The sequence below is a fragment of the Variovorax glacialis genome, assembly GCF_051216375.1.
Taxonomy (GTDB): Bacteria; Pseudomonadota; Gammaproteobacteria; order Burkholderiales; family Burkholderiaceae_C; genus Variovorax.
This window is the reverse complement of sequence record NZ_JBPJZT010000007.1, coordinates 69,204-87,871: the sequence shown is the minus strand read 5'-3', so window position 1 is coordinate 87,871 and position 18,668 is coordinate 69,204. Positions and strand designations below refer to the sequence as shown.

Annotated in this window: 18 protein-coding genes; 2 read left to right on the top strand and 16 right to left on the bottom strand. The window is 68.9% G+C overall.

The features are described from left to right. Window positions 1-9: 9 nt before the first annotated feature. The 15 genes from ACSFBL_RS19525 to ACSFBL_RS19455 all read right to left on the bottom strand — a co-directional run bounded on the left by ACSFBL_RS19525 (window position 10) and on the right by ACSFBL_RS19455 (window position 15,107). Entirely contained in the window at window positions 10-873 is an 864-nt protein-coding gene (locus tag ACSFBL_RS19525) for an isocitrate lyase/PEP mutase family protein (protein WP_435517464.1), read from the bottom strand. After that, window positions 863-2,305 carry an FAD-dependent oxidoreductase gene (locus tag ACSFBL_RS19520; protein WP_435517463.1) on the bottom strand — a complete coding sequence of 481 codons (1,443 nt, stop codon included), beginning with the start codon at window positions 2,303-2,305 and terminating at the stop codon, window positions 863-865. Before ACSFBL_RS19520 ends, ACSFBL_RS19525 begins: the two co-directional genes overlap by 11 nt. After that, window positions 2,302-2,916 carry a cysteine hydrolase family protein gene (locus tag ACSFBL_RS19515; protein ID WP_435517462.1) on the bottom strand — a complete coding sequence of 205 codons (615 nt, stop codon included), beginning with the start codon at window positions 2,914-2,916 and terminating at the stop codon, window positions 2,302-2,304. The genes ACSFBL_RS19520 and ACSFBL_RS19515 overlap by 4 nt, the downstream gene beginning before the upstream one ends. Then, window positions 2,913-4,967, bottom strand: coding sequence for a hydantoinase/oxoprolinase family protein (locus ACSFBL_RS19510; protein ID WP_435517461.1), 2,055 nt, complete (start codon window positions 4,965-4,967; stop codon window positions 2,913-2,915). The genes ACSFBL_RS19515 and ACSFBL_RS19510 overlap by 4 nt, the downstream gene beginning before the upstream one ends. Then, window positions 4,964-6,667: a hydantoinase B/oxoprolinase family protein gene (locus ACSFBL_RS19505; protein ID WP_435517460.1), complete on the bottom strand. Its 1,704-nt coding sequence runs from the start codon at window positions 6,665-6,667 to the stop codon at window positions 4,964-4,966. Before ACSFBL_RS19505 ends, ACSFBL_RS19510 begins: the two co-directional genes overlap by 4 nt. Further along, window positions 6,660-7,166, bottom strand: coding sequence for a LeuD/DmdB family oxidoreductase small subunit (locus tag ACSFBL_RS19500; protein ID WP_435517459.1), 507 nt, complete (start codon window positions 7,164-7,166; stop codon window positions 6,660-6,662). Before ACSFBL_RS19500 ends, ACSFBL_RS19505 begins: the two co-directional genes overlap by 8 nt. Further along, window positions 7,163-8,422 (bottom strand): 3-isopropylmalate dehydratase large subunit, encoded by a 1,260-nt coding sequence (locus ACSFBL_RS19495; protein WP_435517458.1) that lies wholly within the window; start codon window positions 8,420-8,422, stop codon window positions 7,163-7,165. Before ACSFBL_RS19495 ends, ACSFBL_RS19500 begins: the two co-directional genes overlap by 4 nt. Next, window positions 8,419-9,375 (bottom strand): tripartite tricarboxylate transporter substrate binding protein, encoded by a 957-nt coding sequence (locus ACSFBL_RS19490; protein ID WP_435517457.1) that lies wholly within the window; start codon window positions 9,373-9,375, stop codon window positions 8,419-8,421. The genes ACSFBL_RS19495 and ACSFBL_RS19490 overlap by 4 nt, the downstream gene beginning before the upstream one ends. Window positions 9,376-9,412: 37 nt before the next feature. Beyond that, on the bottom strand, window positions 9,413-10,123 hold the full coding sequence (locus tag ACSFBL_RS19485; RefSeq protein ID WP_435517456.1) for an ABC transporter ATP-binding protein: 711 nt from the start codon (window positions 10,121-10,123) through the stop codon (window positions 9,413-9,415). Beyond that, window positions 10,120-10,893, bottom strand: a complete 774-nt coding sequence (locus ACSFBL_RS19480; protein WP_435517455.1) for an ABC transporter ATP-binding protein — start codon at window positions 10,891-10,893, stop codon at window positions 10,120-10,122. Before ACSFBL_RS19480 ends, ACSFBL_RS19485 begins: the two co-directional genes overlap by 4 nt. Then, window positions 10,886-11,884: a branched-chain amino acid ABC transporter permease gene (locus ACSFBL_RS19475; protein WP_435517454.1), complete on the bottom strand. Its 999-nt coding sequence runs from the start codon at window positions 11,882-11,884 to the stop codon at window positions 10,886-10,888. The genes ACSFBL_RS19480 and ACSFBL_RS19475 overlap by 8 nt, the downstream gene beginning before the upstream one ends. Next, window positions 11,881-12,753: a branched-chain amino acid ABC transporter permease gene (locus ACSFBL_RS19470; RefSeq protein ID WP_435517453.1), complete on the bottom strand. Its 873-nt coding sequence runs from the start codon at window positions 12,751-12,753 to the stop codon at window positions 11,881-11,883. The genes ACSFBL_RS19475 and ACSFBL_RS19470 overlap by 4 nt, the downstream gene beginning before the upstream one ends. 18 nt (window positions 12,754-12,771) lie before the next feature. Then, window positions 12,772-13,977 (bottom strand): ABC transporter substrate-binding protein, encoded by a 1,206-nt coding sequence (locus ACSFBL_RS19465; RefSeq protein WP_435517452.1) that lies wholly within the window; start codon window positions 13,975-13,977, stop codon window positions 12,772-12,774. Between the two features lie 16 nt (window positions 13,978-13,993). Beyond that, window positions 13,994-14,785, bottom strand: coding sequence for a GntR family transcriptional regulator (locus ACSFBL_RS19460; protein WP_435517451.1), 792 nt, complete (start codon window positions 14,783-14,785; stop codon window positions 13,994-13,996). 103 nt (window positions 14,786-14,888) lie between these two features. Then, complete coding sequence (locus ACSFBL_RS19455) at window positions 14,889-15,107, bottom strand: hypothetical protein (RefSeq protein ID WP_435517450.1); 219 nt, start codon at window positions 15,105-15,107, stop codon at window positions 14,889-14,891. 77 nt (window positions 15,108-15,184) lie between these two features. Between ACSFBL_RS19455 and ACSFBL_RS19450 the strand changes: the two genes are divergently transcribed. Next, entirely contained in the window at window positions 15,185-15,856 is a 672-nt protein-coding gene (locus ACSFBL_RS19450; RefSeq protein WP_435517449.1) for a nitroreductase, read from the top strand. Between the two features lie 6 nt (window positions 15,857-15,862). On the opposite strand, the gene ACSFBL_RS19445 is transcribed toward ACSFBL_RS19450, so the two are convergent. Continuing rightward, complete coding sequence (locus ACSFBL_RS19445) at window positions 15,863-16,699, bottom strand: crotonase/enoyl-CoA hydratase family protein (RefSeq protein ID WP_435517448.1); 837 nt, start codon at window positions 16,697-16,699, stop codon at window positions 15,863-15,865. 84 nt (window positions 16,700-16,783) lie between these two features. Between ACSFBL_RS19445 and ACSFBL_RS19440 the strand changes: the two genes are divergently transcribed. Then, window positions 16,784-18,640, top strand: coding sequence for a PhoX family protein (locus tag ACSFBL_RS19440; protein WP_435517447.1), 1,857 nt, complete (start codon window positions 16,784-16,786; stop codon window positions 18,638-18,640). Window positions 18,641-18,668: the final 28 nt, after the last annotated feature.

Here is an 18,668-nt window from a genome sequence, read left to right as displayed (position 1 = left end):
CGCGCTCCTCTATTCGTATTTCTGCCCGGCACGCATCAGTTCAGGCGTGCCGATGACATCGTTCAGCGCATCGAAATCGAGCATCTGCGGACGCCAGGGCTGCGTGGTGCGATGCTGGTGCAGGCTCGCGTAGTAGCCCTGCAGCGTGTGCACGACTGCCCGCGCGGTGCCGCCCGGAAAGATGGCGATGCGGAAGCCGTGGGCCTGCAGCGCATCCGCATCCTGGATCGGCGTCTTCCCGCCTTCGACCATGTTGGCGAGCAACGGCACGCGGTGCGCGAAACGCGCGCAAGCGGCATCCATCTGCTCGGGTGACCGCAATGCCTCGATGAAGATCGCATCCACCCCGCAGTCGAGGTAGGCGTCGGCGCGATCGAGCGCCGCGTCGAGTCCCTCGACCGCGACGGCGTCGGTACGCGCGAGGATCAGCGTATCGCTCGACATGCGCGCATCCAGCGCGGCATTGAGCTTGCCGGCCATCTCGCGCGCCGACACCACCGCCTTGCCATCGAGATGGCCGCATCGCTTGGGAAAGGTCTGGTCTTCGATCTGCACCATGGCCGCGCCGGCCCGCTCGAAGCCGCGCACGGTGCGCTGCGTGTTGAGCGCATTGCCGAAGCCCGTGTCCGCATCGACGATCACCGGCAGGCTCACGCGCTCGGTGATGCGTGCGAGTGTGTCGGCGACTTCGGTGAACGTCGTGAGGCCGATGTCCGAGCGGGCCAGTCGGGTGTACGCGATCGATGCGCCCGAGAGATACAGCGCCTCGAAACCGGCCTGCTCCGCGACGAGCGCGCTCAGTGCGTCGTACACGCCCGGCGCGAGCACGATATCGGCCGACGACAGGCGTGTCTTGAAGGTGTCATGCGACATGGGTTGCTTTCGATGGATGGATCAATGCGGCGGCCGTGCGCGCCGCGATGTAGCCGCCGGCCACCGCACTCAGCAGGCCATTGCCCGAGAGGTATCCCCACACCTCGTCGCCCGACACGCCGCCCGCCGCGCCACCGGCCGCCAGGAGGTTGTCGAAGAGTCTGCCGTCCTCGTGCAGCACACGCATGTCGGAGGCCGTGTCGAGTCCGCCCTGCGTGTGGAAGAGCGCGCCGGTGACCTTCACGGCGTAGTACGGCGCTTCCAGTCCGCGTGTGAACACGCGTCCGTCGGCCTGCGCCGTGCCTTCGCGCATCGCATCGAGCGTGCGGCGCAATACGGCCTCTTCGCAACCGATGCACGCGGCGAGTTCCGACACGGTCTCGCAGCAGCGCAATGCGCCGGCGGCTTCCGCGTCGCGGAAGTCGGGGAAGCCCCGGGCCAGCGCCAACAGCGGCGAATCGAACACGTTCCATGCGATGCCGCCCGGCTGCGCGAGCACGTGCACCGCGGCCTCGGAATAGCCGTGCGTCTCGTCGTGGAAGCGCCGGCCTTCGCGGTTGATCTGCACGCCGCCTTCCATCATCACGGCCCAGGTCATCAAGGCGCCCTGCGGCGTGACCCAGGAGCCATGCCCCTGGTAGCCGCCGAGATCGCGCAGGCGCGCACACAGCGCCAGTCCCCACAGGATCGCGCTGCCGTCGTTGCCGACGTGCCCGCCGAAGGTGGCCGCGGCCATCTCGGGCAGGAGGCTGCGCACCATCGACGGGTTGCCGCCGAAGCCATTGCAGGCCAGCAGCAGCGCATCGCATTCCAGGGTTTCGCGATGGCCGTCCGGACGCTGGTAGTCGATGCCGATCACTCGATCCTTCGCGTCGAGCACCAGGGTATCGACCACGGCTTGCGTCAGCACCGGAATCCCCGCAGTCTCCACAGCGGACTGCAGCTTCGCCATCAGCGCGGCACCGGTCTTCTGCGGCAGCGAATGCATGCGGTGAACGCTGTGGCCCGGGTAGAGAAAGCCATCGAGAAGCACCCACTCCATCCCGTGCCGGGCTTGCAAGGCATCGAGCGCGGGGCCGATGGCCGCGGCATACGCGGCAGCGAGCGCCGGCGCGGCACGGCCATGGGCCTTGGACTGGATGTCGGCGGCGAAGCGCGCCGGGGTGTCGTCCGTGATGCCATGGGCGTGCTGCACGCGCGTGCCCGGCGCAGGTATGAATCCCGACGACAGCGCCGTCGAGCCGCTGGGCACGGCATCGCGTTCGAGCACCACGCAATCGACGCCAGCGTCATGCAGCATCAATGCGGCCGTGAGACCGCATGCGCCAGCCCCCACGATCGCCACCGACACATGCACTTCCGCATCGACATGCGACGCACGACGGACGCCACGCGAGGGGCCGCCCTCCTGTGTTGCCAACGTGTCCTTCATGCGAGCCCCTCGACGAAGGCGGCGCAGTCGGTGACCTCGGCCACGTTGCGCATGTCGGCCAGCGAGGTCAGGTGCCGTTCCACGCCGAAAGCCGCGCAGCCGTCGGCCAGCACCAGCGTGCGGTAGTCGCGCATGTGCGCATCTCGCACGGTGCTCGCGACACCGCCGTTGGTGACGATGCCGCACACGGCCACCGTGTCGATGCCGGCGCGCCGCAGGACCCAGTCGAGCTGCGTGTTGAAGAAGGCGGAATACGCGACCTTGCTGACCGTCACGTCGACCAGCCCCGCCAGCGCATCGACGTTCGCCTGGCCCCAACTGCCGGGCGCGAAGTCGCCCCGGGCCAGGTAGGAACGCAAGGCCTTGAGATGGGGCGACACCATGGGCTCGCCCGCTGCATCCGGCCACAAGGTGAACTGGCTCGCGACGACCATGCCGCCGGCCGCCTTGAGTGCGCGTGCGACCGTTGCCACGCGGGCGGGCAGCAGCAGCGCCGGCGGATTCGTGTCGCCGCCGCGCGCATAGGCGCCCTTGGGATCGAGAAAGTCGTTCTGCAGGTCGATGATGACCAGCGCGGTCTTCGGGCCCGCGATCGGTGCGCCGTCGCTCATGTCGGCCTCACGAGAAGATTGCCGTGCGGGTCGACCTCCGCGTGGAACCCGGGCTCCAGCCACACCGTGGTGTCGGCCTGTTCGAGAATCGCCGGTCCGTCGATGCGCGCCGCGACCGGCAGTTCGAGACGCGCATAGCGCACCGCCTCATGCCATTGCCCATGATGGAACACCCTCTGCGTGCCCAGCGGCTCGATGCTGCCCGCGCCTTCCGGTGCCAGCACGGCGAGATCGAACTTCGGCCGCACGCCGATGCGTGCATAGCGCAGATTCATCACCCGGATCGGAATGCCGTCGAGCACGCGGCCGAAGGCTGCCGCGTAGCTCGCCTCGAAGGCGTCGCGGATCGACGCGTTCGTCAGCGGCGCGCTGCGTGCATCGGGCAGCAGCACCGGCAAGGTATGGGTCTGTCCCGCGTAGAGCATGTCGAGCGCCACGACCTCCCGGATTTCATCGAAGCGCACGCCCGAAGAATCGAGGCGCTGCTGGCAATTGGCGGCGAGTTCGTCGATGCGCCGCTGCAGGTCGCCGACGTCGAGATCGGCCAGCGGCCGGTTGATGGTCTGCACGGCGTCGTGGCGCATGTCGGCGATCACGCAGCCCAGCGCCGAGGTGACGCCCGGATAGCGCGGCACGATGCCGGTGGCGACGCCGACCTCGCGCATCATCGCGCACACATGCAGCGCACCGCCGCCGCCGAAGGGCATGTAGGCGAAGCGGCGCGGGTCATGGCCGCGTTCGATCGAGACAAGTCGGATCGCGCCCGCCATGCGCGCATTGGCCACCGTCAGGATGGCCTCGGCCGCGGCATGCACGTCGAGGCCCAGTGGGCGCGCCACGTGCTCCTCGATGGCCTGCCGTGACTTCTCCGCATCGAGTGCGGCCAGCAGGCCGCCGCCCAGGGGCCGGTCGGCGGCGATGCGCCCGAGCAGCACGTTCGCATCGGTCACCGTCGGCCGCATGTTGCCGCGCCCGTAGCAGGCGGGGCCCGGCACGCTGCCGGCGGATTCGGGGCCGACCTGCAGCATGCCGCTCGCGTCCACCGACGCGATCGAGCCGCCGCCGGCGCCGATGGTCTCGATCTGGATCATCGGCGAGCGGATCACCATGCCGAATTCGATCGCCGTCTGCGCGGCCAGCGCCGCCTCGCCGTTCGCGACCAGCGATACGTCGAAGGAGGTGCCGCCCATGTCGCCGGTGATCGCATTCGGGAAGCCCGCCGCGCGCGCAATCGCCGCGCACGCGATGACGCCGGCCGCAGGGCCCGAGAGCGCGGTGCGAACCGGCAAGTCGCTCGCGGTCTGCCGCGACATCACGCCGCCGTTGCTCTGCACCACCAACAGTTCGCCGTCGAAGCCCTGCGCGCGGAGATCGGATTCCAGCCGCTGGAGATAGCCGCCCACCACCGGCTGCAGCGCGGCGTTGAGCGTGGCGGTCGAACAGCGTTCGAACTCGCGGATCTCAGGCAGCACCTCGCTGGCCGAGGTGACGTGCGCGTTGGGCCAGATCTCGCGCACCGCCGCGACGGCAAGCCGTTCGTTCTCTGCATTGGCGTAGGTGTTGATGAAGAACACGCACACCGCCTCGCAACCTGCAGCCAGCAGCGCGCGCGCTTCGGCGCGCACCTGGGCTAGGTCCACCGGCGTGTGCAGCGTGCCGTCGGCCAGCACGCGCTCGTCCACCTCGCGGCGCAGGTCGCGCGGCACGACCGGGACGAAGCTGCCGCGCAGGCCCCAGGTCTGCGGGCGGTCGCGGCGGCGCATTTCCAGCACGTCGCGGAAACCGCGCGTGGTGATGATGCCGGTGCGCGCCACCTTGCGTTCCAGCAGCGCGTTGGTTCCGACCGTCGTGCCGTGCACGATGGTGGCGATCGCCGCTGCGGAGTCGGCCACGCGGGCCACGCCGTTCATGAAGCCGCGCGCTTCCTCGCCGCGCGTGGAAGGCACCTTGACGATGCGGGCGGTACCGTTCGCTTCGTCGAGCACGAAGAGGTCGGTGAAAGTGCCTCCGACATCAACGCCGACGACGAGGGATGGGCCAGTGGATGTCATTCGGATGCCTTCTTCTTCGATTCGGTGCCGGCGCTCACGTAGCCCATGGCCAAGTCCTGCTCACGCTGTCGGGGTTGGCGTTCGGCCGCACTGCCCCAGCCGCCTCCGCCGGGGGTTTCGAGCCGCACTCGTTCGCCGCGCACGAGCTGGATGCCGCGCATCTTCGAGACCATCGGCGGCGCATGCCACTCGCCTTCGTTCTCGTAGCGGAAGACGTTGACGGCGCCCGGCCCGCCACCGGCAATGCCCTTGGGCGGCGAAGTGCCGCGCTCGCCGAAGACGAACACTTCGGCATCCTTCTCCAGCAGTTCGATTTCATAGACAGCGCCGAGGCCGCCACGGAACTGCCCGTCGCCGGCCGAGTCGGCACGCAGTGACCATTCGGTGAATCGCACCGGATAGGCGGCTTCGAGGATTTCGAGCGGCGGGATGGTGGCGGTGGAGATCGGTGCGTTGCCGTGCGAGAGCCCGTCGCCGCCCGAATGCCCGCCATGCCCGCCGCCGAAGAAGCTGAACATCACCCAGCGCTGGCCTTCGCGGCCCTTGTCGCTGCGATGGCCCGCGATCGACAGCGCATTGATGGTGCCGTAGGCCTGCGCCACCGCGCGCGTGGGGTCGGCCTTGGCGGCAGCGCTGAAGATCACGTCGATCATCCGCAGGATGGTCTCGGTGTAGCCGCCCACGGGGCGCGGGCGCTCGCAGCTGATCACGAGCCGGTCGGGAATCTCGAAGTCGACCGCGTCGAGCACGCCGGCGTTGGCCGGCACGTCGGGAAAGAGGTGCTTGAGCGCGACATAGCAGGCGGCGACCGCCGTGGCGCGCGAGATGTTCACGGGGCCCGCGCACTGCGGCGAGGTGCGCGAGAAGTCCAGCAACAGGCGGTCGCCTGCGACGGTCATGTCGAGCGCGATGGTCAGCGGCTCGTTGGTGATGCCGTCGTTGTCGAGCACGTCCTCGAAGCTGTAGCGGCCGTCGGGCAGCGATGCGATGTGCGAGCGCATCAGCCGCAGGGCGCGGCTGCGCAGTTCGCCCAGCGCCTGCAGCACGAGGTCGTCGCCGTACTCGTCGAGCAGACCGTCCAGCCTTTTCGCACCGAGTTCCAGCGCGGCGAGCTGGCCGTTGAGGTCGCCCCAGAGGCTGTCCGGCAGCCGCGTGTTGGCCTGCAGGATGGCGAGCACGTCCGCGTCGAGCACGCCGTCGCGCACGATGCGCACCGGCGGGATCTGCACCGCCTCCTGCCAGCATTCGGTCGCTGCCGGGTTGTAGTTGCCGGGCACCGCGCCGCCGACGTCGTGCCAGTGCGCGGCCGAGGCCATGTGGCAATAGAGCTTGCCGTTGCGGAAGAAAGGCCGCACCAGCTTGAAGTCGTTGGCGTGCGTGCCGCCGTCGTAGGCGTCGTTGCTGATCCAGATGTCGCCGTCGCGCATGCCGCCGCGCGGCTCGGCCGCCTTTGCCGTCGCACGCACCGCGAAAGCCATCGCGCCGACGAAGACCGGCAGGCCGGACTTGCCCTGCACCAGGGTGTCGCCGGTCACGGCGTCGTAAAGGCCGTGGCAGGCATCGTGCGCCTCGGCAATGATGGGATTGAACGCGCTGCGGTAGAGCGTCGCGTCCATCTCGTCGGCCACCTGTTCGAGGCGGCCGCGCAGGACGGCGAGCGTGACGGGGTCGAGCGCTGTCACGTGGGAAGGGTCAGACATCGATGGGTTCCTTGCCAGCACGCTGGCGCAACTGGTTCATGAGCCCGCCGGCGCGGACCATGTCCATGAGAAATGCGGGGATCGGCTCGCACGCCAGCCGCGCACCGTCCGGCGTGATCACCGCCAGGTCGGCGCTGTCGATCGCGATGTGATCGCCCTCGCGCAGCGTCTCGGCCGCGGGACAGGTCAGCAGCAGCAGGCCCAGGTTGAAAGCGTTGCGGAAGTACAGGCCACCGTAGGCCGGCGCGATGACGGCGGCGACCCCCAGTTTCACCAGCACCGCAGCTGCCTGCTCCCGCGAGGAGCCGATGCCGAAATTGGGCCCTGCCACGATCACGTCGCCGGGGCGCACCTCGCGGGCGAACTCTGGGCGGACGGCTTCGAGGCAGTGTTCGGCGATCCGCTCGATGCCATGCTTCATCGCATGGCCGGGCGCGAGCACGTCGGTGTCGATGTCCGCGCCGAGGCGCCAGACGCGGTGGGTGGTGGGGGAGGTCATGCAAGAACCTCGCGGGGGTCGGTGACCCGGCCACGAAGCGCCGCTGCAGCCACCGTATAGGGCGACCCGAGGAACACCTGCGCCGACGCGGAGCCCATGCGGCCCTTGAAGTTGCGCGCCGTGGTCGAGATCACCGTGATGTCGTCGCCCATCGGGTCGCCGTAGCCGGAGCACGCGCCGCATGCGGTCGGGAAGAGTTCGCCCCCTGCCTCCAGCAGCACCTGCAGCACGCCCTCCTCGCGCGCCTGCTCCTGGTCGCGCAGGCTGGCCGGTGCCACGATCAGGCGAACGCCGGCAGCGATTTTGTGGCCGCGAAGGACCTCGGCAGCCGCGCGCAGGTCCTCCAGCTTGGCGCCGGTGCACGCGCCGATGTAGGCAACGTCCACGGGCGTTCCCACGTAGCGGCTCACGCCGTGCGCATTGGCCGGGCTGTGAGGGGCGGCGACATGCGGCTCCAGCGTGGCGGCGTCGAAGCGATGGCGCGTGAAGTCGGCATCGGCGTCGGTGAACCACGGCGCCATGTCGACTTCCGGGGCACCGGCGTCCGCGAGGAAGGCGGCCGTCGTGGCATCGGGCGCGATCAGCCCGGCCTGCGCACCGAGTTCGGCGCTCATGTTCGACAGCGTCATGCGCTCCTGCATCGACAGCGCCATCACGCCCGGCCCGCAGAACTCGACGGCCTGGTAGCCGCCGCCGTTCATGCCGAAGCGGCCGATCATGTGCAGCATCATGTCCTTGGCGGTCACGCCGGCGGACAACGCACCGTCCCACCACATCCGGATGGTCTCGGGCACGCGCAGCCAGATCTCGCCCGTGACCATCACGCCGAGCATCTCGGTGCTGCCGATGCCGAACATGTAGGCCCCGAAGGCGCCACCCGTCGGCGAATGCGAATCCCCGCCCACGCATAGCATGCCGGGCCGGATGTGCCCGTGCTGCGGCACCACCACGTGGCAGATGCCCTGGCTGTCGTAGACATGCGGCAGTTGCTGGTCGCGGGCCCACTCGCGCGCGATGCGCACGATGCGGCGCGAATCGTCGTCGCGCTCGGGCACGTAGTGGTCCATCACGAGCACCACGCGCGATCGGTCCCAGATCTGCGCGCCCAGTTCCTCCAGCATCGGCTTCAGGCGCCGGGGACCGGAGGAGTCATGGAACATGGCCATGTCGACCTTGCAGGTCAAGATCTCGCCCACCGACACGCCGTCGCACCCGCTCGCACGTGCGATCAGCTTCTGGGCCAGCGTCTGGCTCATTCCGGCTTCGCTCCCGAGAACTTCACGACCTTGGACCACCGCTTGATCTCGCTCTGCACGAAAGCCGAGAACTCCTGCGGCGAATTGCCCACCGGGATCGCGCCTTCGACTTCCAGCCGGCGCTGCATCTCGGGCTGCCTGATCGCCTGGCGCGCCGCATCGCTGATCTTGCGCGTGACCTCGGGCGGCATGCGGGCCGGGCCGAACAGGCCGAACCACGCACTCGACTCGTAGCCCGGCAACACCTCCGCGATGGCCTGCACGTCCGGGAACGCGGGCAAGCGCTTCGCGGTGGTCACGCCCAGCGGCTTGAGCTTGCCCGCCTGGATGTGGGCCTGAACGTTGCCCACGGCGGCGAACATGAGTTGCACCTGCCCGGCCAGCACGTCCTGCACCGCCGGCGCGGTGCCGCGATAGGGAATGTTCACGATATTGACCCCCGACTGCATCTTGAACGCTTCTCCCGCCATGTGCAGCGACGAGCCGACGGAGCCGATCGCGAAGTTCAGCTCGCCCGGTTTGGCCTTGGCCAGCGCGATCAACTCGCGCACGTTGTTCGCCGGCACGGACGGATGCGCGACGAGGATCGACGGCGATGTCGCGACCTCGGTCAGCGCGGTGAAGTCCTTGACCGGATCGAAGGGCAGCGACGGATACAGCGTGGCGTTGATCGCATGGCTGGTGAAGCTCATCAGCAGCGTGTTGCCGTCGGGCGGCGCCTTGGCGACCGCGTCGGCGGCGATGTTGCCGCCCGCACCGGGCCGGTTCTCGACGATCACGGTGCGGCCAAGGGCCGGTCCCATGCTCGCGGCCAGCGTACGGGCCAGCGTGTCGGTGGAGCCGCCAGCCGGCGCGCCGACGAGGATCCGCACCGGTGCGTTGCCCACCTGGGCGTGGGCCGCGCTGCCGAGCGCCGCGGCCATGGATGCGAGGAGGATGTCTCTGCGTTTCACGTTTCCCTGTCTCCGGGTTCGATCTCTTCGTTGCGGCTCAAAGGCCGAGGTAGGCGCGGCGCAGTTCGTCGCTGCCCAGCAGGTCCTGCGGCAGGCCCGAGAAGCGGACGCTGCCGTTCTCGAGCACGTAGGCCCGGTCGGCGATCTCCAGCGATTGCCCGACGTTCTGTTCGACCAGCAGAACGGCGAGTCCGCCGTCGCGCAATTGGCGAATCAGCGTGAACATCTCCTCGACCAACAGCGGCGAGAGGCCCAATGAAGGCTCGTCGAGGATCAGCAGCACCGGTTCGGCCATCAGGCCGCGGCCGATCGCGAGCATCTGCTGCTCGCCGCCGCTCATGGTGCCGGCGTGCTGGCGGATGCGTTCCTTCAGCCGCGGGAAGATGCCGAACACCTTGTCGAGGTTGGCCGCGCGTCGTTCGCGGGCCCGCGTGAACGAGCCGAGTTCGAGGTTCTCCAGCACGCTGAGGTTGGGAAACACCTTGCGGCCCTCGGGCACCTGGATCAGGCCGGCCTTGACGACGTCGCGGTAGTGCGCGCCGCTCAGGTCCTGGCCGTCAAAGCGCACCGTGCCGCTCCAGGCCGGGCAGAGTCCGCAGATCATCTTGTTGAGGGTCGACTTGCCGGCGCCGTTGCTGCCGAGCAGCGCGACCATTTCGCCCGCATTCACCTGCAGGTCGACGCCGCGCAGCACTTCGACGCGGCCGTAACCGCCGCGCAGCGCGCGAATCTCGAGCAGCGAAGTCATGCGGCGACTCCTTGCGCAGCACCTGCCGCGGCCTTGCGCAGCCGGGCCGCCGTGCCGTGGCCGAGGTAGGCCTCGACCACCTTGTCGTTCGAGGTGACCTGCGCGGGATTGCCCTCGGCGATCAGCTGGCCCTGCGCCAGCACCCAGACGTGCTCGGCCAGGTGCATCACGGCCTGCATGACGTGCTCGATCATCAGCACGGTCACGCCGCCGTCGGCGATGCCGCGCACCACCGGCATCATCTCGGCGATCTCCTGCGGATTGAGACCGGCCAGCACTTCGTCGAGCAGCAGGAGCCGCGGCTGCGTGGCGAGTGCGCGGGCCAGCTCCAGCCGCTTGCGCCCCGCCACCGTGAGGTCGGACGCCGCCTTGTCGAGCTGGGCGGCGAGGCCGACCCGCGCCGCCACTTCTTCCGCGCGCTGCAGGGCGGCGCCGCGAGCGCGAACGTGGAGGTGCACCCCGACCGCGATGTTCTCGCGCACGGTTTGTGCCGCGAAGGGCTTGACGATCTGGAAGGTGCGCGTCATGCCCAGCAGCGCGTTGCGATGCGGCTCGCGGCCGGTGATGTCCTCGCCGGCGAAGCGCACCGTGCCCGTATCGGGCTTCAGGAAGCCGGACATCAGCGCGAACAGCGTCGTCTTACCGGCGCCGTTGGGGCCGATCAAAGCGCTCAGGCTGCCTTCGTTGACGGCGAGGCTCACGTTCTGCACGGCCTTCAGTCCGCCGAAGGAGCGCGAGACGCCGTTCAACTGGAGAAGCGGCTCAGCCATGGCGGCTCCCCTTCCCCGCCCAGAGTTGGCGGACCGACAGGCCCATGCCCGCGATGCCGCGCGGCAGGAAGATCACGATCAGCACCAGCACCACCCCGTAGATCACCATGTTGATGCCCGGCAGTTCGCCGAACAGGTTGCGCGTGAGGTCGGACAGCACATGCAGCGCCGCGGCGCCCAGCAAGGGCCCCCACAGCGTGCCCATGCCGCCGACGATGGCCGCGACCAGCGCCTCGATCGACGTACCCGAGCCGTACGCGATGCCCGGATCGATGTACTGGAACACCTGAACGTAGAACGCGCCGGCCGCGCCCATGAAGGCGCCCGAGATGCCGATGGCCGCGAGCTTGATGCGGAAGGGATTCACGCCGACCGCCCGCGCCGCGTCCTCGTTGTCGCGCACCGCCTGAAGGTACGCGCCGAAGCGGCCGTTGCGCAGCCACCAGGTCACGAGCAAAGCGGCCGTGACGAAGGCCAGCACCACCCACAGGTAGCCGGCGCGCGAAGCGAACTGCAGGTTGCCGACCGATTCGCGCAAGGGCACCATCAGCCCGACGCCGCCGCCCGTGAAAGGCACCGACAGCGCGACGATGCGGAAGACCTCCGCGAAAGCGAGCGTCACCAGCGCGAAGTACGAACCCTTCAGCCCGTAGCGGAAGGTGAGCGCGCCCACGAAGAGCCCGATGAGCGCGCTGCCCGCGACCGCCATCGGCAACGCGACCCATGCATTGATACCGCCCTGCAACTGCGCGATCGCCTGGATGTAGGCGCCGGTGCCGAAGAAGAGCGCATGGCCGAAGGAGAACTGGCCGCCGAAGCCGCCGAGGATGTTCCACGCTTGTGCGATCAGGGTCGCATACAGGGCCATCATCACGAAGTTGAGCGCCACGCCGGACGAAGTCACGAGCGGCAGGCACGCCACCAGCACCGCGAAGACCGCGATGCCGCCCAGGTGCCGCAGGCCACTGCCTGAAACGCGCGCGCCGTTCATGCCTTCGCTCCGAACATGCCTTCGGGCCGGAACAGCACGACGCCGATGAAGATCGCGAAGATGCCAATCTGGCCCAGCGATTCACCCAGGTAGAGCCCGCCGAGCGACTCGACCACGCCCACCAGGAAGCCTCCAATGAGCGCGCCCACGAAGCTGCCCATGCCGCCGAGCACCACGATGGTGAAGGCCACGAGCACGAAGCCGCCGCCCACCTGCGGATTCACGTAGTACGCCGGCAGCAGGAAGCACGCGGCCGCACCGAGGCAGGCCAGGCCGATGCCGAAGCTCATCGCATACACATGGTCGACGTCGATGCCCATGAGCTTGGCGCCCTCCTTCTCCTTGGCCACCGCGCGGATCGCGCGGCCGAGGTCGGTGCGGCCCATGATCCAGAAAAGCACCGCCGACACCACCAGCGCGCCCCCGAAGGCCACGAGCTTGGGCACCGCGATCATTGCGGGGCCGATGGCCACCGTGCTGAGCGAATAGGCCGTGTCGATGTTGCGCGTGTCCGACTTGAAGAAGAGCAGCGCGAGGTTCTCCATCACGATCGCGATGCCGAGCGTGGCGAGCAGGATGTTCTCGTCCTTGCCGTGCCCGGCGCGGTTGATGACGACACGCTGAAGGCCGTAGCCCAGCGCGAACATGCCCGGGATCACGATCGGCAGCGCCAGGTAGGGATCGATGCCCCAGCGTTCCTTGAGGAAGTACACCGCGTACAGCGCCAGCATCAGGCAGGCGCCGTGCGCGAAGTTGATGATGTGCAGGACGCCGTAGATCAGCGTGAGCCCCAGCGCGATCAATGCATACACCGCACCGGTCGTCAGGCCGTTGAGGACCGACGGGAAAAGAATGCTGAAGTCGAACATCCTGCGGAACTGCCGGGTTCAGGCTGCGCGAAGGGGGAAGACCGGCTCGACTTCGCGGAAGTCGCGCGGGATGATGACCTTGATGTCGTTCTTCACCACCTGCGTCATCAGCGGCTGGGCGCCTTCGTTCTGCCCGTTGACGAATTTCGTCGGGCCGTACGGCATGATGTGGTTCGAGAAGGTGCTCTTCTCCAGCGCATCGATGATCGCGGCGCGATCGCTCGACTTGGCACGCTCCAGTGCATCCGCCAGCAGCGCCATCGCCGTGTAGGTCATGAAGACCTCGTAGCTGAAGAACTGACCCTTGGCCTCGACCCGCTTGCGCAGCTCCTGCGAACGCTTGTCCTTCGGGTTGAACCAGTGGTTGCAGTCGATGATGCCGTTGGCCGCGTCCGGAAACTCCTTCACGAACTTGTAGCTCGATGCGGCACCGCCCAGCACCGAGAAGATCGCCTTCGGCTGCACCTTCTGCTGCTGCATGGTGCGCACCAGCAGCGCGTACTCGTTGTAGTAGTTGGCCGGAATCACGATGTCCGGGTTGATGGACTTCATGCGCAGCACGATGTTGTTGAAGTCGCGCGTGGGGTTCGCGTGCTTCACGACTTCCTTCACCTCGAAGCCGTAGCCCGGCAGTTCGCGCGCCAGCAGCTGCGCGGTGCCGGAGCCGAACAGCGACTCCTCGTGGATGATCATCACGGTCTTGGCCGGGCTGCCTGCGGCCTTGTTGAGCACGAGCAGGTTGGCCATCGCGACTTCGGTCGACTTCTTGTAGCCGGGGCCGAAGCGGAAGGTGTTCTTCAGCCCGCGCTCGACGATCTGGTCGGCCACGCCGACGTCGACCACGTGCGGCAGGTTGTACTTGGCCGCGGCCTGCGTGGTGGCCAGGCAGATCGCCGAGGCGAAGGCGCCGACGATCGCGGAGACGCCGGCCTCGTTCATCTTCTCGACCTCGGCCGCGCCGGCCTGCGGCTGCGATTGCGCATCGCCCAGCAAGGCTTCGAGCTTTGCGCCTCCCATCGACTTGATGCCGCCGGCCTGGTTGATGTCGTCGATCGCCATCTGCGCGCCGAGCCGGCATTGCTGCCCCGAGTAGGCGAGCGCACCGGTCACGGGATGCAGCACGCCGACCCGGATGGGCTTGGGCTGCGCGCCCCCGACCAGCGGAAAGGCGATCGACGTGCCGAGGGCGGCGGTCTGCGACAGGAAGCGGCGGCGATTCTCCATGGGGACTCCTCGTGGTTTAAATGAACTGGGCGGAAAGCTCTTTGCTGACCCACACCTTGGCGTCGATGCCGCCCACGCGGGACAACTGCATCTCGTAGGTGTAGCGGTCGGGCCGGTACAGGCCGTGCAGCCATTGCACCGGGCGTTCGTTGGCGTCGTAGACCAGGCGGCGTACGGCCAGCAGGGCCGAGCCGACCGACACGTCGAGGTGCTGCGCCAGCGTGGCATCGGCCAGCCGCGCGGTGATGGTCTGGTGGGCCCGGCCGACCTGCACGCCGGCTTCTTCCAGGAGCACGAGGATGGGCTTGCGGGCGAGCTCGCGGCGGCCGAACTGGCGCGCGACATCGGCCGGCACGTAGGTGGTGATGTGCGAGAGCGGCCCTTCGCGCGTCGAGCGCACGCGGACCGCCTTCTGCACCGCGTCGCCCGCCTGCAGCTGCAGCGCGGTCGCGACGCTGGCCGAGGCGGTGACGGTCTGCACGTCGATCACCTTGACCGAGGTGCGCAGGCCCATGCTCACGAGGTTTTCGAGAAGGCCGCCGAGATTGGCGCGTTGGACGTCATGCGCGCCCTGCCCGATGGAAGCGGACGGCGGACGGATCGGCCGCGTGCCTCGGCCCGGCTCCCGCGAAATCAGGCCCTCGGCGGCCATCTTCTCGAGCGCGCGCCGCACGGTGACGCGGGCCACGCCGAATTCCCCCATCAAGGCGAACTCGCCGGGGAGGCCGTCGGCGAAACGCCCCTCAGCCAATTGCTCGCACAGCAGCAGATAGATCTGGTGGTACTTCGGCAGCGGCATCTGGGACATGGAGCCCGATCGTCGCGGCGTTCTGTTGTACCGTCAATAGGACATTTGCGGTCGAACTGTACGCCCCGCAATGGCGCGAGAGCGCCCCGTTGCAGGGCGCGCGCTAGCGAAGTGGGAAGCGCCGGAGCATGCTGTGTCCGAGCGAGGTGATCTCGGTCACCGTGGCGGGCGGCTGCTCGAAGCCGTCGAGCGTCCGGATGGGCTTGGGGATCTCCGCCTTCACATGGCCGGCCATGCTGAGCACGCGAACGGCGTCAACTTGCGCACCACCGGTGACGGCGACGGGCAGCGCTTGGGCTGCGAGGCGATGGAGTAGGTACATAGGCACCCGGCGAGTATGGCGTGACGCTGCTTACGGCGCGCTTAATTAAACTCGTCCGACCCACTCCGAGCCTTTCCATGCACATCCAGGACGCCGTCGCCAGCCGCCAATCCATCCGGGCGTTCCTGCCGACGCCGGTTGACGGCGGCACGATTCGCAAGGTGCTGACAGCCGCCGCGCGGGCGCCCTCCGGCGGCAACCTGCAGCCCTGGCACATCGACGTGCTCGCGGGCGACGCGCTGGCTGCACTCAGGGCGACCATGCGCCAGCGCCTCACCGAAGGCGGCGAGCCGGAACCCTCCGAGTACGACGTCTATCCGCCGAGCCTGCGCGCCCCGTGGCGCGACCGGCGCTTCCAGGTCGGCGAAGCGATGTACGCGCGGCTGGGCATCCCCCGCGACGACAAGGCCGCGCGCCGACGCTGGTTCGCCAACAACTACGATTTCTTCGGCGCGCCGATGGCGCTGTTCTGCTCGGTCGACCGCACGATGGGACCGCCACAGTGGTCGGACCTGGGGATGTATCTGCAGACGGTGATGCTGCTCCTGCGCGCCGAGGGGCTCGACAGTTGCCCGCAGGAGTGCTGGGCGGTGTACCCGGCAACGGTTGCCCGGGCGATCGACCTGCCGCCGGAACGCATGCTGTTCTGCGGGATGGCGATCGGCTATCGCGATCCGGCGCATCCGGTGAACACGCTCGTGAGCGACCGCGCCCCGTCGGAAGAATGGCTGAACTTCAGGGACGCCTGAGCGCGCTCACGCTGCCAGCTTCGGATCGCTGAACCGCGGCGCGCGCTTCTCCATGTTGGCGCGCACGGCCTCGGTCTGGTTGGCGCTGCCGATGAGCGCCTTCTGCTCGACCGACTCCGCCAGCAGCAGGTCGGCCGCGCTGTGCCCCATCGCCGCATTCAACAGTCGCTTGCCGGCGCGGATCGCATCAGGGCTCTTCTGCGCGATCTCGCGCGCCATCTCCAGCGCCTCGGCCAGGGGGTCGTTCGCCAGCCGCGTCGCGAAACCGATCGCCACGGCCTCCTCGCCCGAGAAGATGCGGCCGGTGAAGGTGAGTTCGCGCACCACGTCGTTGCGCGCCAGTTCGCGCATCAGCACCATGCCGCCCATGTCGGGCACGAGGCCCCACTTAATCTCCATCACGGACATCTTCGTGCCGGGGGCGACCAGCCGCACGTCCGCGCCGAGCGCCACTTGCAAACCGCCACCGAAGGCGACGCCGTGGACGGCCGCAATCACCGGCACGGGCACTTCGCGCCACACCATCGCCACCTGCTGCGCCGCATTGGCGACGCCGTGGGTGCGTTCGACCAGGTCGCGGCCGGCGGCGCCGGAGCCGATCACGCCGCTGCCGCTGCCCTGCCCCATGCGCTCGAAGGACTGCATGTCGAGCCCTGCGCAGAAGGCCTTGCCGCGCCCGGCAAGCACCACGGCGCGGACGCCGGCGTCATCGCGGAGCCGGGTGCCGGCGTCGATGAGGGCATCGAACATGGCGGGGTCCAGCGCGTTCATCTTGTCGGCGCGGGCCAGGTGAAGTTCGACCACGCCGTCGGCGTGGCGGATCGTTTCGATGCGGTCGGTCATTGCATGTCTCCGGAGCTTTCAGACAGTATCGATGCTCGGCGATGCTCGGCGATGATCGCGCTGTCGCCCAGTCAACATCCCGCCATGCCACTCGCCCGCCGCCAGTTCCTCCAGTCCGGTGCCGCAGCTGCCGTCGTTGCCTTCGTGGGCGAAGGATGCACGCTCGCCCGCGCCGACGATGGCCGCCTCGGCTTCACCGCCGTGGCGCCCACGCTGCGCGACGCCGTCACGGTGCCGCCCGAGTACGAGGCGCAGGTGCTCTATCCCTGGGGCACGCCGACCGGCATCGCCTCGTCGATGCCCGCCTTCGCGCCGGACGCCTCGAACATCGCGGCCGAGCAGGCGGTGCAGGCCGGCATGCATCACGACGGCATGCACTTCTTCGCGCTCGACGGCCGCACCGATCGCGGCCTGCTGGTGATGAACCACGAGTACACCGACGAGCGATTGCTCCACGCCACCGGCATGACGCCCTGGACCGAGGAGAAGACCCGCAAGTCGCTGCACGCGATGGGCGTCTCGGTGATCGAAGTCGAGTTGACCGCCGCCGGCTGGCGACAGGTGCTGCCTTCGCGCTACGCCCGCCGCGTGCATGGCGCCACGCCGATGCGCATCGCCGGCCCGGCGGCCAGCACGCCGATGATGCGCACCGCCGCCAACCCCGGCGGCGACCGGGTGTCCGGCACTTTCGCGAACTGCGCGATGGGCGTCACACCCTGGGGCACCTACCTGACGTGCGAGGAGAACTTCCACGGCTACTTCGGCGGGCCCAAGGAAGCGGCATCGCGCGCCACGCCGGCGCAGCGCCGCTACGGCACGGTCAGCGGATCGCAATGGCTGGACTACTGGCGCTTCGACGAGCGCTTCGACCTGTCGAAGCATCCGAACGAAGCCCATCGCTTCGGCTGGGTGGTCGAAATCGATCCCTTCGACCCCGGCGCCGTGCCCGTCAAGCGCACGGCCCTCGGCCGCAAGCGCCAGGAAAGCGCGACCTGCACGCTGACCCGCAACGGCCGGCTGGCGGTCTACATGGGCGACGACTCCGCCTTCGAGTACATCTACAAGTTCGTGAGCCGCGACAAGGTCCGTCCCGGCAACGACGCTGCCGCACGCGCCGCCAACCGCAACCTGCTCGACGAGGGCACCCTGTACGTCGCGCGCTACGACGCCGACGGGCGCGGCCGATGGCTCGAACTCCGCCATGGCCGCGACGGCGTCGATGCCGCCAGCGGCTTCGCGGACCAGGCCGAGGTGCTGGTCCACGCGCGTCTGGCCGGCGACATCGTCGGCGCCACGAAGATGGACCGACCCGAATGGATCGCCGTGCATCCCGAGAGCGGCGAGGTGTACGTCACGCTCACCCACAACACGCAACGCGGCGCCCCCGGCCAGCCCGCGCCCGATGCAGCCAATCCGCGTGCGAACAACGCTTTCGGCGGCATCCTCCGGTGGCGCGAGGACGGCCGGGATGCGGCCAGCACCGGCTTTGCCTGGGACCACTTCGTGCTCGCCGGCGACCCGAAGTGGCCCGGCGCCGGCACGCGCTACCCAAGCGCCGATGTCGACGTGTTCGGCAACCCCGACGGCCTGTGCTTCGACAGCGGCGGCCTGCTGTGGATCCAGACCGACATGAGCGGCCCCGCCATCGGCAAGCCCCCGATGACCGCCTTCGGCAACAACCAGATGCTCTGCGCCGATCCGGCCAGCGGCCGCATCAAGCGCTTCCTGGTCGGCCCCGGAGGCTGCGAGATCACGGGCTGCACCGTGACGCCGGATCGCCGCAGTCTCTTCGTCAACATCCAGCACCCGGGCGAGACCCGCGAGGACGGCAGCGGCGCGCCCAACAGCGCGTGGCCCGACGGCACCGAACCCTGCAGCGCACGCCCGAGGTCGGCCACCGTGGTCGTCCGGCGGCGCGACGGCGGTATCGTCGGCAGCTGAACAGCCATCGAGGAGAGAGGAAAACGCC

Excerpts from the sequence above, each read along its gene's own strand:
- ACSFBL_RS19500 (WP_435517459.1), bottom strand. The coding sequence starts at position 7,166 with ATGACCTCCCCCACCACCCACCGCGTCTGGCGCCTCGGCGCGGACATC.
- ACSFBL_RS19450 (WP_435517449.1), top strand. The coding sequence starts at position 15,185 with ATGCACATCCAGGACGCCGTCGCCAGCCGCCAATCCATCCGGGCGTTC.
- ACSFBL_RS19515 (WP_435517462.1), bottom strand. The coding sequence starts at position 2,916 with ATGAGCGACGGCGCACCGATCGCGGGCCCGAAGACCGCGCTGGTCATC.
- ACSFBL_RS19485 (WP_435517456.1), bottom strand. The coding sequence starts at position 10,123 with ATGACTTCGCTGCTCGAGATTCGCGCGCTGCGCGGCGGTTACGGCCGC.
- ACSFBL_RS19505 (WP_435517460.1), bottom strand. The coding sequence starts at position 6,667 with ATGTCTGACCCTTCCCACGTGACAGCGCTCGACCCCGTCACGCTCGCC.
- ACSFBL_RS19460 (WP_435517451.1), bottom strand. The coding sequence starts at position 14,785 with ATGTCCCAGATGCCGCTGCCGAAGTACCACCAGATCTATCTGCTGCTG.
- ACSFBL_RS19510 (WP_435517461.1), bottom strand. The coding sequence starts at position 4,967 with ATGACATCCACTGGCCCATCCCTCGTCGTCGGCGTTGATGTCGGAGGC.
- ACSFBL_RS19520 (WP_435517463.1), bottom strand. The coding sequence starts at position 2,305 with ATGAAGGACACGTTGGCAACACAGGAGGGCGGCCCCTCGCGTGGCGTC.
- ACSFBL_RS19480 (WP_435517455.1), bottom strand. The coding sequence starts at position 10,893 with ATGGCTGAGCCGCTTCTCCAGTTGAACGGCGTCTCGCGCTCCTTCGGC.
- ACSFBL_RS19525 (WP_435517464.1), bottom strand. The coding sequence starts at position 873 with ATGTCGCATGACACCTTCAAGACACGCCTGTCGTCGGCCGATATCGTG.
- ACSFBL_RS19470 (WP_435517453.1), bottom strand. The coding sequence starts at position 12,753 with ATGTTCGACTTCAGCATTCTTTTCCCGTCGGTCCTCAACGGCCTGACG.
- ACSFBL_RS19475 (WP_435517454.1), bottom strand. The coding sequence starts at position 11,884 with ATGAACGGCGCGCGCGTTTCAGGCAGTGGCCTGCGGCACCTGGGCGGC.
- ACSFBL_RS19455 (WP_435517450.1), bottom strand. The coding sequence starts at position 15,107 with ATGTACCTACTCCATCGCCTCGCAGCCCAAGCGCTGCCCGTCGCCGTC.
- ACSFBL_RS19495 (WP_435517458.1), bottom strand. The coding sequence starts at position 8,422 with ATGAGCCAGACGCTGGCCCAGAAGCTGATCGCACGTGCGAGCGGGTGC.
- ACSFBL_RS19465 (WP_435517452.1), bottom strand. The coding sequence starts at position 13,977 with ATGGAGAATCGCCGCCGCTTCCTGTCGCAGACCGCCGCCCTCGGCACG.
- ACSFBL_RS19440 (WP_435517447.1), top strand. The coding sequence starts at position 16,784 with ATGCCACTCGCCCGCCGCCAGTTCCTCCAGTCCGGTGCCGCAGCTGCC.
- ACSFBL_RS19445 (WP_435517448.1), bottom strand. The coding sequence starts at position 16,699 with ATGACCGACCGCATCGAAACGATCCGCCACGCCGACGGCGTGGTCGAA.